The organism is Marinobacter panjinensis (assembly GCF_005298175.1).
GTDB classification, from domain to species: domain Bacteria; phylum Pseudomonadota; class Gammaproteobacteria; order Pseudomonadales; family Oleiphilaceae; genus Marinobacter; species Marinobacter panjinensis.
In genome coordinates this window covers 1-13715 of sequence record NZ_SZYH01000002.1, presented here as the reverse complement: position 1 = coordinate 13715, position 13715 = coordinate 1, and the positions used below count along the sequence as shown (strand labels likewise).

The 13715-nt window shown below is 55.8% G+C and carries 15 protein-coding genes and 1 rRNA gene; 3 read left to right on the top strand and 13 right to left on the bottom strand.

The features are described 5' to 3' along the window. Positions 1–35: 35 nt before the first annotated feature. Genes FDP08_RS16365 through FDP08_RS16355 form a run of 3 tightly spaced genes read left to right on the top strand, consistent with a single transcriptional unit; the run spans position 36 to position 2890 of the window. Complete coding sequence (locus FDP08_RS16365; RefSeq protein ID WP_137437375.1) at positions 36–1904, top strand: penicillin-binding protein activator; 1869 nt, start codon at positions 36–38, stop codon at positions 1902–1904. A gap of 18 nt (positions 1905–1922) precedes the next feature. Next, positions 1923–2297, top strand: coding sequence for a YraN family protein (locus tag FDP08_RS16360; protein ID WP_137437374.1), 375 nt, complete (start codon positions 1923–1925; stop codon positions 2295–2297). Positions 2298–2299: 2 nt separating this feature from the next. Beyond that, positions 2300–2890 carry an SIS domain-containing protein gene (locus tag FDP08_RS16355; protein WP_137437373.1) on the top strand — a complete coding sequence of 197 codons (591 nt, stop codon included), beginning with the start codon at positions 2300–2302 and terminating at the stop codon, positions 2888–2890. A gap of 68 nt (positions 2891–2958) precedes the next feature. On the opposite strand, the gene FDP08_RS16350 is transcribed toward FDP08_RS16355, so the two are convergent. The 13 genes from FDP08_RS16350 to rrf all read right to left on the bottom strand — a co-directional run. After that, a complete protein-coding gene (locus FDP08_RS16350) occupies positions 2959–3378 on the bottom strand; it encodes a ClpXP protease specificity-enhancing factor (protein ID WP_137437892.1) in 420 nt (139 codons plus the stop codon). A 56-nt stretch (positions 3379–3434) separates the two neighbouring features. After that, entirely contained in the window at positions 3435–4064 is a 630-nt protein-coding gene (locus FDP08_RS16345) for a glutathione S-transferase N-terminal domain-containing protein (RefSeq protein WP_137437372.1), read from the bottom strand. A 108-nt stretch (positions 4065–4172) separates the two neighbouring features. Continuing rightward, positions 4173–4928, bottom strand: a complete 756-nt coding sequence (locus FDP08_RS16340) for a cytochrome c1 (RefSeq protein ID WP_137437371.1) — start codon at positions 4926–4928, stop codon at positions 4173–4175. Continuing rightward, positions 4928–6160 carry a cytochrome b gene (locus FDP08_RS16335; protein WP_137437370.1) on the bottom strand — a complete coding sequence of 411 codons (1233 nt, stop codon included), beginning with the start codon at positions 6158–6160 and terminating at the stop codon, positions 4928–4930. Before FDP08_RS16335 ends, FDP08_RS16340 begins: the two co-directional genes overlap by 1 nt. After that, positions 6160–6756: a ubiquinol-cytochrome c reductase iron-sulfur subunit gene (gene petA / locus FDP08_RS16330; protein WP_137437369.1), complete on the bottom strand. Its 597-nt coding sequence runs from the start codon at positions 6754–6756 to the stop codon at positions 6160–6162. The genes FDP08_RS16335 and petA overlap by 1 nt, the downstream gene beginning before the upstream one ends. A 242-nt stretch (positions 6757–6998) precedes the next feature. Next, complete coding sequence (rpsI, locus tag FDP08_RS16325; protein WP_137437368.1) at positions 6999–7391, bottom strand: 30S ribosomal protein S9; 393 nt, start codon at positions 7389–7391, stop codon at positions 6999–7001. Positions 7392–7403: 12 nt separating this feature from the next. Next, positions 7404–7832 (bottom strand): 50S ribosomal protein L13, encoded by a 429-nt coding sequence (gene rplM / locus FDP08_RS16320; RefSeq protein WP_114613349.1) that lies wholly within the window; start codon positions 7830–7832, stop codon positions 7404–7406. A gap of 242 nt (positions 7833–8074) precedes the next feature. Next, complete coding sequence (locus tag FDP08_RS16315) at positions 8075–8863, bottom strand: TatD family hydrolase (protein WP_137437367.1); 789 nt, start codon at positions 8861–8863, stop codon at positions 8075–8077. A gap of 16 nt (positions 8864–8879) precedes the next feature. Further along, entirely contained in the window at positions 8880–10460 is a 1581-nt protein-coding gene (gene prfC, locus FDP08_RS16310) for a peptide chain release factor 3 (protein WP_137437366.1), read from the bottom strand. A 95-nt stretch (positions 10461–10555) separates the two neighbouring features. Further along, the gene (gene rimI / locus FDP08_RS16305; protein ID WP_137437365.1) at positions 10556–11062 is read right to left on the bottom strand and encodes a ribosomal protein S18-alanine N-acetyltransferase; all 507 of its coding nucleotides are present in this window, start codon (positions 11060–11062) and stop codon (positions 10556–10558) included. Between the two features lie 3 nt (positions 11063–11065). Beyond that, complete coding sequence (locus FDP08_RS16300; protein WP_137437364.1) at positions 11066–11890, bottom strand: hypothetical protein; 825 nt, start codon at positions 11888–11890, stop codon at positions 11066–11068. Between the two features lie 28 nt (positions 11891–11918). Then, complete coding sequence (locus FDP08_RS16295) at positions 11919–13466, bottom strand: 2-isopropylmalate synthase (RefSeq protein ID WP_137437363.1); 1548 nt, start codon at positions 13464–13466, stop codon at positions 11919–11921. A 171-nt stretch (positions 13467–13637) separates the two neighbouring features. Next, positions 13638–13715: ribosomal RNA gene (gene rrf, locus FDP08_RS20720) — 5S ribosomal RNA — on the bottom strand; the annotation flags it as partial.

The following is a 13715-nucleotide window of genomic DNA, read 5'->3' as shown; positions in this document are numbered from 1 at the left end:
ACAAGCGTAATAACCCGGAGTACTGTGAGCCAGCCATGACCAGATACCGCCTGAACCTGAGAATCACCGCCCTATTGGTGGCAATAGGACTGCTGTTTGCGGGTTGCGCCAGCGTGAACCTCGAATCCCATGTCGCCGCGAGCGCCGACGAAGCCCTTGAAGTCGCAGCTGGCGTAGGAGACCGCAGAGACGCACAGTCCTATCTGCTGCGGGCAGCGGACAGGTTTCAGAACCGGAACCAGCACCGGGACGCGAGAACACTTCTGCAAAGCGATCAGTTTGACGCAGCTGATCAGGAAACCGCAAACCAGCAGATACTCCTGTCCATGGCTAGCGCAACTGCCCTGGATGATGCCCGGTGGGCAGAAGACATCGCGGCGGAAATCGCACCGGACCACTTTCTCAACTATGAACGAAACCTGATTAACCGCGCTGCAAAACTGCAGGAACAGACCTATCAGCTGGCCGGCGACAATCTGGCCGCCGCTGTGACCCTGATCCTGCTTGCAGAGGCGGACGCTGATGCAGACATCCAGTCGCTCCACGATGCCATCTGGCAGAACCTGAAGCGGACCTCAGACACCGAACTGGCTGATGAGGAAGGGCGCGCTATAGGCTATGAGGCCCAGGGCTGGCTTGAACTGGCCGGCATTCTCAGAGAGCCGGAGAAAAGCCTGGACGAACAGGGAAAGATGATTCGCAGCTGGCAAAACAACTGGCCCGACCATCCCGCAGCCGCTACCCCGCCGGCAGAGCTGCAACTCATCGCCAGCCTGGCTGAGTCCCGCCCGGAAAGAATCACCCTGGCAGTTCCGCTCAGCGGGCCTCTCGCCAGCGCCGGCGCCGCCATCCGGGACGGTTTTTTTGCCGCATATTACGAGGACGACTCTGTAGATCGTGAAAAAATCAGTGTCCGGGTCGTGGACACCTATGACAATTCCTTTACCCAGCTCTACAACGAGCTGGTCAATGAAAACCAGGACCTGATCGTCGGCCCACTGGAAAAGGACGCACTGGCGACACTCGCCGGCATGAAGTCTTTGCCGGTTCCTGTTCTTGGCCTGAACTATTTGCCCTCAGACACCGAAGCACCTTCCGGCCTTTATCAGTTCGGTCTCTCCGCAGAAGACGAAGCGCGGCAGATCGCCGACCGCATGACGGCCGAGGGTATCAATCAGGTTCTTGTGCTTATCCCTGCCGGGGAGTGGGGCGACAGACTGGAAAGCGCCCTGCTTCAACGCCTGGAGCTGAATGAAGGCGTGGCGTTGGACATAGAACGCTATTATCGCGAAGACAACCTGCGGGCAGTCACTGCCGATTTGCTGGGGATCACTGTCTCACGTAATCGCGCCATCGACGTTGAACGCACTGCCGGCATCGACGTCGAGTTCGAACCCCGGCGCCGACAGGATGCAGACGGCATCGTTATGGTGGCTGAGCCCACGGTTGCACGTCAGTTCAAGCCATTATTCGCCTTCTATTTTGGTGGCAACCTGCCGGTATATTCCCCCTCCATGGTGTATGAGGGCAATCCGGACCCATCCCGGGACCGTGATCTGAATGGCGTTAGGTTTACCGACACTCCCTGGATACTGGAAGAGGACAACCCGTTCCGCAGTGCTGTGAAAGAAGCCATGCCGGATATCAGAGGCCAGCTTGGCCGCCTGTTTGCCATGGGCGCAGACGCCTGGAACCTGAGCAAACGCCTGCCCCTGCTACAACACGTTGAAGGGGCAACTATTGACGGGCAGACCGGCGGGCTGGCCATGACTCCCGAGGGCAGTATTCACCGGAAACAACTGTGGGCACAGTTCCGTAACGGAACGCCAGAGCGACTGCCGACCCTGGAGGCGCCCGCGACCAACGAAACTCAGGAAATTGACGAACTTTCAGTGCAGGAATAACAACGACAGGGTGCAGCCATGGATGGCGCTCAGAAAACCCGAAAAGCGACGGGGCATCAGGCCGAGGGTGTCGCCGCTCGCTACCTCATGAGCCGTGGCGTCAATATTCTTGAACGCAACGTGTTCAGCCGCGGCGGCGAAATCGACCTGGTCGGCATTGATGATGGAACCCTGGTATTTTTTGAAGTTCGCTTCCGGGGAGGTGGCAGCCTGGCAGGCGCGGCAGAGTCCATCACCCCCACGAAGCAGAAGCGGCTGATCAGGGCGGCCTCGTTTTACCTCCACCGGCATGGTCTGGGGAACGCCTATAGCAGAATCGACGTTATTGCGATCGCGCCGGGCGAACGCAAGAAATACCGGATACAATGGATCAAAAATGCGATTCAGGCCTGACTATGACGGATACCGAACAACAGATAAATCAGTGGTTCGCAAACCACATGGAGCACACCGCTCACGCCGCCAGTTCCACAGCGCCCGGCATAGAGAGGGCTTCTGACGCTCTCGTCGGCACTCTGCTCAATGACGGCAAGATTATTACCTGCGCCAACGGTAACGCCAACATTCTTGCCCAGTACTTCTGCACCGCTTTGCTGAACCGGTTCGAGCAGGACCGCCCGGCACTACCGGCCATCAATCTTGGAGCAGACGCCACGACCTATTCTGCTATCTGCCGCGACAACCGTTTCAACGACACCTTTTCCCGACAGGTGCGGGCCATTGGCAAAGCCAATGACCTGTTAATGGTTTTTGTTGATGATGGCCACAAGGCCAACCTGATACAGGCCATACAGGCTGCTCACGACAGGGAGATGAACGTGGTGGTACTGAGTGCCAAGGAGAAAACCGACATTACATCGCTGCTGCACCCCGAAGATCACGAGATTGCACTCGACAACCTTTCGCCGACTGCCGCAACCCCGATTATGTTGGTGATTATCAATGCCCTGTGCGGGCTGATTGACGAAAAACTCTTCGGCGGATAGCAAAAAAGCCAGCTGATTTTAACAGCTGGCTTTTTCAGGTTGGTACCGATTGTCAGGACAACGTGCGGCTATTTCACCACCTTCAAGGTTGGCCGACCACTGGGCCGATCTCCGCTCTGCCCACCGTCACCAGCACTGTCCCCGTCCTTACCTTCGGGACCTTCCGGGTCCGGCGAGCCAGGCTCACTGCCAAACACCATACCCTCGCCATTTTCCTTGGCGTAGACCGCCATCACCGCTTGCAGAGGAATAAACACCTGCATAGGTACACCGCCGAAGCGAGCACTGAACTCCAGCGCGCCGTTGCCAATTACCAGCCCGCGGACAGCTCCGGGACTGATATTGAGCACGATCTGCCCATTTGCGACGTGCTCGGTAGGCACCTGGACTCCCTGAACGCCTGCATCAACCACGATATAGGGGGTACAGTCGTTATCGAGAATCCACTCATTGAACGCCCTGACGAGATAGGGACGACTCGATGTCATGATTATCTTGCTATCAGGCACTGCCTTTCTCCTGAACCGGTTTCAGGCTCTGCAAATCAACTACGAATATCTTCTTCCAGGTCCGACAGGCTCGCCTTGAACCCTTCACGACTGAAAATGCTATCCATATACTTTTGAAGCGGTTTTGCCTGCTTTTCATTGAGCTCTATACCCAATGACGGCAAACGCCACAGAATAGGGGCAATACAGCAATCCACAATAGTGAACTCTTCCGACAGGAAGAACGGCATCTCACCAAACAGTGGCGCTGTGGCCAACAGGCTCTCACGAAGCTCTTTGCGAGCGACATCAGATGCCTTGGCGTTTGGCTGAGCAAGGATCTGATCCACCAGCCCGCACCAGTCTTTCTGGATGCGATGAATCATCAGCCGGCTGTTCGCCCGTGCAACGGGGTATACCGGAAGCAGCGGCGGATGCGGGAATCGCTCGTCCAGGTACTCCATCATGATGTTGGGCTCATAGAGCACAAGGTCACGATCCACCAGTGTCGGCAGTGCATTGTAAGGATTCAGATCGGCCAGCTCTCCGGGAGGGTTGTCCGGATCAACATTTACGACGTCAACCGTTACGCCCTTTTCTGCCAGCACAATGCGGACTCTGTGGCTGTAATGACTGGCCGGGTCCGAGAAAAACGTCATTGATGACCGCTTGGTCACAACGCCCATAGAACTACCTCACGATTTGACTAACCGAATTGACCCTGAAAAACGCAAAAATCCAGCGGGCCGGCAATTGCCCGCTGGAACTCAGGGATAAGGATTATACCTGAAAACTCAGTGTACGTCCTTCCAGTATTCGCGATTAAGCAGGTAGGCAAAGATAAAGAAGATCGCCACAAAGATCAGGACGAACATACCAAGCCTTTCACGCTCAACCTTTACCGGATCGCCCATGTAGGACATGAAGTTGGTCAGGTCGTACATGGCGCTGTTGAATTCCGCCGGCGACATCGAGCCCTCGGTTTCCCATTCCGGGCAGGTATCCGCGTTACGGACATCACCACTGAGAGGGTCAACGCTGGCGCCTTCGCCAATTTGCGGCGCAACAGCGCACAGGCCTTGCAGATCTGCCATGACATGAGGCATACCGACGTTGTCGAAGACAACATTGTTCACGCCCAGCGGACGGCTATCATCCTTGTAGAAGCCTCGCAGATAGGAATAGATCCAGTCCTCACCGCGAAGACGGGACTCCAGCGTCAGGTCCGGTGGCGGGGCACCAAACCAGTCAGCTGCCATATCCTTGTTCATGGAATTCTTCATCAGCTCGCCGATTTTCGCGCCTGTAAAGATCAGGTTTTCCTCATACAACTCCTGAGGAATACCCAGGTCCTCCGAGACCCGCTTGTAGCGGGCGTACTCCATGGAGTGACACCCCATGCAGTAATTGGTGAACAGGGCCGCACCGCGTTGAAGCGACGCTTTATTGGTGTGGTCCGGCTCCATCGTATCCAGTTCAACGGCTGGAGCGGCTGCCAGCCCGAGAGCCGGCAGGATCGCTATGAAAAGACCAAATATCAGCTTTCTCATTATCCTGTCACCCTCTCTGGAACTGGCTTGGTTTTCTCCATGCGTGTATAGAACGGCATGAGAATAAAGTAGAGGAAGTAAAACGCTGTCAGAATCTGAGCAACGGTTGTACGACCCGCTGTTGCCGGCACGATACCGAGATAACCCAGGACTACGAAGCTGACGGCAAAGATCGCCAGGGCAATCTTGCTCAACCACCCTTTGTAGCGCATGGAACGCACCGGGCTCCTGTCCAGCCAGGGCAGGACAAACAGTATGGCGATGGCGCCGCCCATCACCACGACACCCCAGAACTTCGCATCCAGGCCGAAGAGGTCAACGGTAACCGCCCGCAGCATCGCGTAGAACGGGGTGAAATACCACACTGGCGCTATGTGATCGGGTGTCTTGAGGGGGTTTGCAGGCTCAAAGTTGGGCTTCTCAAGGAACAGCCCTCCCATCTCGGGGAAGAAGAACACCACGATAAAGAAGATAAAGAAGAATACGCCTACACCCATTAAATCATGAACGGTGTAATAGGGGTGGAATGGAATGCCGTCTTTGGGCACACCGTTTTCATCCTTGTTCTTCTTGATATCGATACCGTCAGGGTTGTTGGAACCTACTTCGTGTAAAGCAAGGATGTGCAACACCACCAGGCCGAGGAGAACAATTGGCAAAGCGACAACGTGCAAGGCAAAGAAGCGGTTCAGGGTAATACCGGAAATCAGGTAATCACCGCGAATCCACAGTGACAGATCGTCACCGATTACCGGAATGGCACCAAAGAGGTTTACGATGACCTGCGCACCCCAGTAGGACATCTGCCCCCATGGCAGCAGGTAGCCCATGAACGCTTCTGCCATCAGCACCAGGTAGATCAGCATTCCGAAAATCCAGATCAGTTCACGGGGCTTCTGGTAGGAGCCATACATCAGGCCACGGAACATGTGGAGGTATACCACCACAAAGAAGGCGGAGGCGCCGGTGGAATGCAGGTAACGGAGCAACCAGCCCCATTCCACATCACGCATGATGTATTCCACTGAGGCAAAGGCTCCCTCGCCGGAGGGGTTATAGCTCATGGTCAGCCAGATACCGGTAATCAACTGATTGACCAGCACCAGCATGGCCAGCGAGCCAAAGAAGTACCACATGTTGAAGTTTTTGGGCGCGTAGTACTTGGCCAGGTGCTTGTTCCACGCCTCAACAATCGGAAGACGCTCGTCAACCCAATTCACTAACTTGTTCATTACGCTGCCCCCTCAGGATCCAGACCGACGGTCAGGGTGTTGTCGTCGTCATAGCGATAGGGAGGCACCTGAAGGTTCGCTGGTGCCGGCTGATTCGGATAGACACGGCCGGCAAGGTCATACTTTGAACCGTGACACGCGCAATAAAAGCCGCCCAGCCAGTCCTCGCCAAGGTCTGCGGGGGCCACTTCAGGCCGGAACTGCGGAGAGCAACCCAGGTGTGTGCAGATCCCGACAACGACTGCATACTCGTCCTTGATGGCACGAAGCTCGCCTTCGATGTAAGCAGGCTGATCGGCCTCCTTCGAAAGTGGGTCTTTGACCAGGTCGTTCAGCTCAAGAATGTTCTCATTCATGGCTTCGGTGCGTCGAATGACCCACACCGGCTTGCCGCGCCACTCAACGGTCATCTGCTGACCCGGCTCCAGTTTACTGATATTGACGGTGACCGGTGCACCGGCCGCTTCCGCTTTGGCACTGGGATTCCAGGATGCCACGAAAGGTACGGCCGCACCGACGACGCCGACACCACCAACCACCGACGTGGCACCGATCAGAAACCGGCGCCTGCCTTGGCTCACGTCGCCATTATTCATTATGGTTTTCTCCCATCAGGCGACATGCAGTCCTGTTTGAAGGGAAACTGCACATCGAAAAGGACTTCTCTCAACCCAAAAATATAAGCGCTCAAATGGTAATGAAATTACCCTGCCCTTACAAGTCGGAAAGGTCTTAGGCCGGACCAATACCTGTTCCGGATCAAATTGATATTGATTTTTCTCGACCCATAAAAAAACCCGGCCAACGGACCGGGTTCTTCGGGTCTGCTCCAGCAAACTTAACGCTTGGAGAACTGAGGACGCTTACGCGCCTTGCGCAGACCGACTTTCTTCCGCTCAACCTCACGGGCATCACGGGTAACGTAACCCGCTTTGCGCAGCGCAGGGCGCAGTGTTTCGTCGTAATCCATCAGGGCACGGGTCAGACCGTGGCGAATAGCGCCAGCCTGGCCGCTGTTACCACCACCCTTGACGGTGATATTGATATCAAAACGATCAGTAGAATCGGCGACAACCAGCGGCTGACGAACGATCATGCGCAAGGTGTCACGACCGAAGAACTGCTCGATAGTGCGACCGTTGATGGAGATGTTACCGCTTCCCGGCTTGATAAAAACCCGAGCCGTGGATGACTTGCGGCGACCAGTACCGTAATTTTGTGCTACAGACATATCCGCCTTCCGTTAAATGTCGAGTTCTTTGGGCTGCTGGGCTGCATGAGGATGCTCAGCGCCGGCATAAATTTTCAGCTTCTTGAACATGGCACGCCCGAGCGGGCCATTGGGAAGCATGCCTTTGACAGACTTCTGAATGATTTGCTCAGGAGCCTTGTCGACCAGCTTCTCGAAGTTGATGGACTTGATTCCACCCGGAAAGCCGGTGTGACTGTAGTACATCTTGTCAGATGCCTTTTTGCCGGTAACCCGTACCTGGCCTGCATTGATAACCACAATGTAATCACCAGTGTCGACATGAGGGGTGTACTCAGGCTTATGCTTGCCCCGCAGACGACGGGCGATTTCAGTTGACAGACGACCCAGCGTCTTGCCGGCTGCGTCTACAACGTACCAGTCACGTGTTACTGTTTCTGGTTTCGCACTCAGAGTCTTCATTGATTCCGCCTTGAACGCTATATAAGAAACGTTAAAAACCACCACCGGTAAATGCATGGCATCCGGAGGAGGTCCTTTACCTGTATGTTATGCGGCAGTGACATCATTCGGGGCTGAGATGATGGCATCGCCTTGAAAAGCCAGGGCGCGAAGTATATCCGAACCAAAAAAAAAAGCCAACCCCGAAGCGGGCTGTTTCGTTATTCACGTATCCTGCTCTCATCCTGTTAAATAAACGGCCCCTAACGCTCCGATGCCTCGCTTTCGTGCCAGCCATAGAGGCGTTGCACGTTGGCAAGCAGGGTGTGCGCCAGGTCCTCGCGACCGCCACCGCGCAACTCGGCGAGCGCATCGAAGATCATTGACAAGTAAACCGGAGAATTACGCCCCGCAGGCACACCCTCCGGCGACATATCCGGCGCATCTGTCTCCAGGACCAGCGCATCGACGGGCAACCGGGCAATGGTATCCCGGGTTTTCCGGGCCCGGGGATGGGTAATTACACCACCAACACCGATAAAGCAGCCCAGATCAATCAGCTTTGATGCCTGCTGGTAGCTGCCGGAAAACCCATGCACAAGCACCCTGCCCGCGAAACGCTTTCGACGCAGTACTTCATGGACCTCATCATGGGTCTTCACCGAGTGCACAACAAGCGGAAAGTGTGTCTGCGCGGCGATATCAACCTGCGCCTCAAACCAGGGGTACTGGTCTTTCAGGACACCATGCAGGCGGTCGAGCCCACACTCTCCCAGTGCAACGCATTGACCTGGACGATCCACAAGCGCGTCGCGCAGGGCGCTGAGGTCATCATCGCTATGTTCACCGACATACCAGGGATGGATCCCGAGGCAGTAATACAATCCCTCGTACTCCGCGGCAATACGGCTGACCCTGCCCCAGTCATGGCGGCGTACGCCGGGAATAATCAGGCCCGACAAGCCGCTGTTGTGAGCCTCTTCAAGCACGGCCTCGCGACGCCCGTCAAAGTCCGGGAAATCAAAGTGGCAATGTGCATCTATGAGCCTCATCCATCACCCCAGAGAGTTAATGCTCCCGTGTTTTGTGGAAGCTTATGTCCGGATGCCGCTCCTGGGCCAGTTGCAAATTGACCATCGTCGGCGCGATGTAAGTCAGGCGATCACTGCCATCCAGCGCCAGGAAGTCATTGGCCTTGCGTTCAAACTCGTCAAGCTTGCGTTCGTCAGCCGACGTTACCCAGCGGGCCGTAGCCACGTTGATGGGCTCGTATACCGCCTCTACCTTGTACTCGCTCTTAAGACGGCTGACCACCACATCGAACTGGAGCACACCAACTGCGCCCACAATAAGATCGTTATTGCGCAACGGCCGAAATACCTGAACAGCGCCTTCTTCGGCAAGCTGAATCAGGCCTTTCTGCAGCTGCTTGGACTTCAACGGGTCTTTCAGGCGAATCCGGCGGAACAGTTCCGGCGCGAAGTTGGGGATGCCGGTGAATTTCATATCTTCGCCCGAGGTAAACGTGTCCCCGAGTTGAATCGTACCGTGGTTGTGCAGGCCAATAATGTCACCTGCAAAGGCTTCACCTGCTTGCTCCCGGTCCCCTGCCATGAAGGTTAGCGCATCGGAAAAACGGACCTCCTTGCCAATGCGGACGTGGCGGGCCTTCATACCCTGGTTGTATCGCCCTGAAACAATCCTCAGAAACGCCACGCGATCCCGGTGCTGTGGGTCCATATTGGCCTGGATCTTGAACACAAAGCCGGAAAACACATCCTCAGCGGGCTCAACCAGACGCTGATCAGTTTCCCGTGGCTGCGGTTCCGGCGCCCACTCCACCAGGCCATCAAGCATGTGGTCGACACCGAAGTTGCCCAGGGCTGTCCCGAAAAATACCGGTGTCAGCTCGCCGGCGAGGAACGCCTCCAGATCAAACTCATGGGATGCGCCCTTCACCAGCTCGATCTCATCCCTCAGCTCCTGCGCATAGGCACCAAGAACGGTGTCCAGCTCCGGGTTATCAATGCCGTTGATAACCCGCTTCTCCTGGATCGTATGCCCTTGTCCGGACTGGTAAAGAATCACTTCATCCCGGCTCAGGTGGTAAACACCCTTGAAATTCTTACCCATGCCGATGGGCCAGGTAATGGGTGCACAGGCGATTTTCAGAACCTCTTCAACCTCGTCCATCAACTCCACTGGGTCCCTGGTTTCACGGTCCAGCTTGTTCATGAAGGTAAGAATCGGGGTATCCCGCAGCCGGGTTACCTCCATCAGCTTGATGGTCCGTTCCTCGACACCTTTCGCACTGTCGATCACCATCAGACAGGAGTCGACAGCAGTCAACGTGCGATAAGTATCCTCGGAGAAGTCTTCGTGGCCCGGGGTATCCAGCAGGTTTACCAGGCGACCGCCATAAGGAAACTGCATCACCGAGGTAGTAACCGAGATACCGCGCTCTTTTTCCATCTCCATCCAGTCGGATTTGGCATGCTGACCGGATTTTTTGCCTTTTACCGTGCCAGCCTTCTGTATGGCCTGGCCGAACAGGAGCACTTTTTCTGTAATCGTGGTTTTACCGGCATCCGGATGCGAGATGATCGCAAATGTGCGGCGATGGGATACTTCGCTGGCAAGGCTGGTCATAATTGGTAAAACCTGAATCGGAGAGACTGTAAAAACGGTCGCTATTATAAGGGTAATAGCCCACCCACGCGAATGCGTATCTGTATGGGCAGGAGCTAGGGTGGGGCTGGTGCAGAAGAACGACCATCGACAGGCAGAGCCATCACCAACGCGTCTTCGCGCTCTTGCCCCCCTGGGTAATAACCTGGCCTGCGACCAATTACAGAGAAGCCTTCGCTGACATAAAGGTCCAACGCGCTGGCATTACTGTCCCGTACCTCCAGGAGAACCTGCGACATGCCGTCCCGCGCGGATTCCGCAACCAGGTGCCTCAACAGGTGCCGACCAGCACCTGACCTTCTTTGGCCAGCAGCTACACACAGATTCAGCAGGTGCGCCTCACCCGCCATATAGGCAACCACTGCGTAACCCGACAGCCTGTCACCCATATCCAGAGCCCAAAGCCGGTAATCCGGACGAAAACAGCCACGGAAAACCGACTCGCTCCAGGGAAAGGAATAGCCCTGACATTCGATATTAAGTACGTCAGGCAGGTCGTCCTCGCGCAGGACCCTGATCGTTATTGTACCAGCTTCGATCTTGCGGTAGGCATCGTGGGGCACAAGTCAGACTCCCACAGCAGCTTTGAGCTGTTGCCATAGCTCACGCTTGTAGGCAGGCACTGCCGCCAGTTCGGCCAGACTGCGGGGAAAATCAACTGCTGGAACTCCAAGAGCGGAGGCCAGCCATTCAGACCGGTCTGAAGGCATGTCATCTACCATAACCCCCAACAGCAACAGCCGACGGGAACCGAACTCCTTGCTGACAGAACGAAGGATGTGGCGAAAATCATTCACGCTATTTCCGGGCACACGCGGGTTGCCAAATACTGGCCAGCGGATGTGACGCGAGTCTTCCACGGTAGACTCCCCAAGCGACAAGAGGATATTTTCAGCCAGCGTGTGCTGCAGTCGCTCACTTGCCTCATCAGCCACACTGCTGACAAGTACCAGGTGTTCTGATACCCAATAGGCAAGATGCGCTTCAATCTGGCCCTGCGTTTCGGGTTCAGCAACTGTATCAGCAACGGATGCCACCTCTACCGACCGCCCATCAGCTAAAGGAGACGGCGACTCGACGGTAGCGGCAACAACGGGCTCTTCCGGTTTGACGGGTTCTGGTTGCTTGTGCGGATCGGGCTCGCTGTTCGCCATCAATGCCTGCAAGCCGGCCAGTCGATCTTTGCCAGCACCCTCATCGCGAACACGCGGCATTGAGGGTTGCGAAGAGCGAGGCACCATCAGATCCGATTCCGGCGCCGGAGCACTGTCGCCCACCGGAAACCGGAATTCCGGGCTGGGCGCAGCGCCGGGCAAGGGAGCACGGGCGTACCAGAGATGGATACCAGCCTTCCCAAGATAATACTGACGCTCTGCCTCGGACATCATCATAATGCTGATCCGTTACCGACTTTAGTGCTCAGACGTCAGCTCCTTGCGGGTGCTGCCTGACACCGCCGCTACTGATCAGGTTAAGAGCCTCAATATAAGCCTTTGCAGAAGCAATAATGATATCGGTATCGGCTCCGACGCCATTCACAATGCGGCCCCCCCTCTCGAGCCGCACAGTCACTTCACCCTGTGCGTCGGTTCCGCTTGTTATATTGTTGACTGAATAGAGCTGAAGGTTACAACCAGAATCCACCAGGGATTCAATCGCCTTGAACGTCGCATCCACCGGCCCACTGCCCTCGGCCTCAACTTTATGCTCTTTGCCATCCATCAACAGCGTCAGGGTGGCCCTGGGCACAACACCGGTTTCGGAGCAGACCTGCATTGTCACAAGACCGTAGCGGCCATCTTCTTCCTGGCGGGTGTGGCTGGCGATGGCCTGGAGATCTTCATCAAAAATCTCATGTTTCAGATCTGCCAGGGCCTTGAAGCGGGTGAACGCCTCATTGAGCTCGGTTTCTGTCTCAAACTGAATCCCCAGCTCCAGCAGACGGGAACGGAAAGCGTTCCTGCCAGAGTGTTTGCCCAGCACCAGACTGTTGGTATGCCAACCAACGTCCTGAGCACGCATGATTTCATAGGTTTCGCGATGTTTGAGAACGCCATCCTGGTGGATACCTGACTCATGGGCAAAAGCGTTTGCGCCGACAATCGCCTTGTTAGGCTGCACCGGAAACCCGGTGATCGTGGAGACAAGCCGGGACGCCGGAACAATGTGCTGCGTATCAATGCGCGTATCGATGGTATAAAGATCCTGGCGGGTGCGAACCGCCATTACCAACTCTTCCAGGGAAGCATTGCCAGCCCGCTCGCCCAGTCCGTTAATGGTGCACTCCACCTGGCGGGCACCACTGCTTACCGCGGCCAGGGAATTAGCAACCGCAAGCCCGAGGTCGTTGTGGCAGTGGACGGAAAAAACGGCTTTATCTGCATTGGGAACACGGTTAAGCAACTGACGGATCGTCTCGCCGAACTGCTCGGGGATGGCATAGCCCACCGTGTCAGGGATATTGATGGTGGTTGCTCCGGCATCAATGGCCGCTTCAATAATGCGGCACAGAAAGTCCAGCTCGGAACGGCCAGCATCTTCACAGGAAAACTCAACATCATCCACATGACTTCGGGCCCGCTTGACCGACCTGACAGCCTGTTCAACGACCTCATCGGGCTGCATCTGCAGCTTGTGTTTCATATGAATGGGAGAGGTGGCAATGAACGTATGTATGCGGCCCCGCTCAGCTGGCCTCACCGCTTCCGCCGCACGATCAATATCCTTGTCCAATGCCCGTGCGAGACTGCAAATGGTAGAGCCCTTTATCGACTCTGCAATACCTTTCACCGCTTCAAAGTCACCCTGGCTGGCGATGGCAAAGCCGGCTTCGATCACGTCAACACGGAGTTTCTCGAGCACCTTCGCTATGCGCAGCTTTTCCGCTTTCGTCATAGTGGCGCCCGGGCTCTGTTCGCCGTCGCGCAAAGTGGTATCAAAGATAACGAGGTGGTCTGTCGCGGACATAGCGGTCTCCGTCGGAGCAACTTAACGAGTGTTTCGGGGCAGTATATCACTGAGTCACCAGTGAGGGGTTAATGATGCCAGTACATCGAATTATCCGCCGGAACTTCACTTTTGATTCAGGCAATAAAAAACCCCCGTCGGCGAAGCCGCGGGGGTTTTTCAGTATTAAGAGCCTGACGATGACCTACTCTCACATGGGCAGAAGCCACACTACCATCGGCGCTGGTCTGTTTCACTGCTGAGTTCGGG

Coding starts and splice junctions, on each gene's coding strand:
- FDP08_RS16365 (WP_137437375.1), top strand. CDS start 36: ATGACCAGATACCGCCTGAACCTGAGAATCACCGCCCTATTGGTGGCA.
- FDP08_RS16360 (WP_137437374.1), top strand. CDS start 1,923: ATGGATGGCGCTCAGAAAACCCGAAAAGCGACGGGGCATCAGGCCGAG.
- FDP08_RS16355 (WP_137437373.1), top strand. CDS start 2,300: ATGACGGATACCGAACAACAGATAAATCAGTGGTTCGCAAACCACATG.
- FDP08_RS16350 (WP_137437892.1), bottom strand. CDS start 3,378: ATGACATCGAGTCGTCCCTATCTCGTCAGGGCGTTCAATGAGTGGATT.
- FDP08_RS16345 (WP_137437372.1), bottom strand. CDS start 4,064: ATGGGCGTTGTGACCAAGCGGTCATCAATGACGTTTTTCTCGGACCCG.
- FDP08_RS16340 (WP_137437371.1), bottom strand. CDS start 4,928: ATGAGAAAGCTGATATTTGGTCTTTTCATAGCGATCCTGCCGGCTCTC.
- FDP08_RS16335 (WP_137437370.1), bottom strand. CDS start 6,160: ATGAACAAGTTAGTGAATTGGGTTGACGAGCGTCTTCCGATTGTTGAG.
- petA (WP_137437369.1), bottom strand. CDS start 6,756: ATGAATAATGGCGACGTGAGCCAAGGCAGGCGCCGGTTTCTGATCGGT.
- rpsI (WP_137437368.1), bottom strand. CDS start 7,391: ATGTCTGTAGCACAAAATTACGGTACTGGTCGCCGCAAGTCATCCACG.
- rplM (WP_114613349.1), bottom strand. CDS start 7,832: ATGAAGACTCTGAGTGCGAAACCAGAAACAGTAACACGTGACTGGTAC.
- FDP08_RS16315 (WP_137437367.1), bottom strand. CDS start 8,863: ATGAGGCTCATAGATGCACATTGCCACTTTGATTTCCCGGACTTTGAC.
- prfC (WP_137437366.1), bottom strand. CDS start 10,460: ATGACCAGCCTTGCCAGCGAAGTATCCCATCGCCGCACATTTGCGATC.
- FDP08_RS16300 (WP_137437364.1), bottom strand. CDS start 11,890: ATGATGATGTCCGAGGCAGAGCGTCAGTATTATCTTGGGAAGGCTGGT.
- FDP08_RS16295 (WP_137437363.1), bottom strand. CDS start 13,466: ATGTCCGCGACAGACCACCTCGTTATCTTTGATACCACTTTGCGCGAC.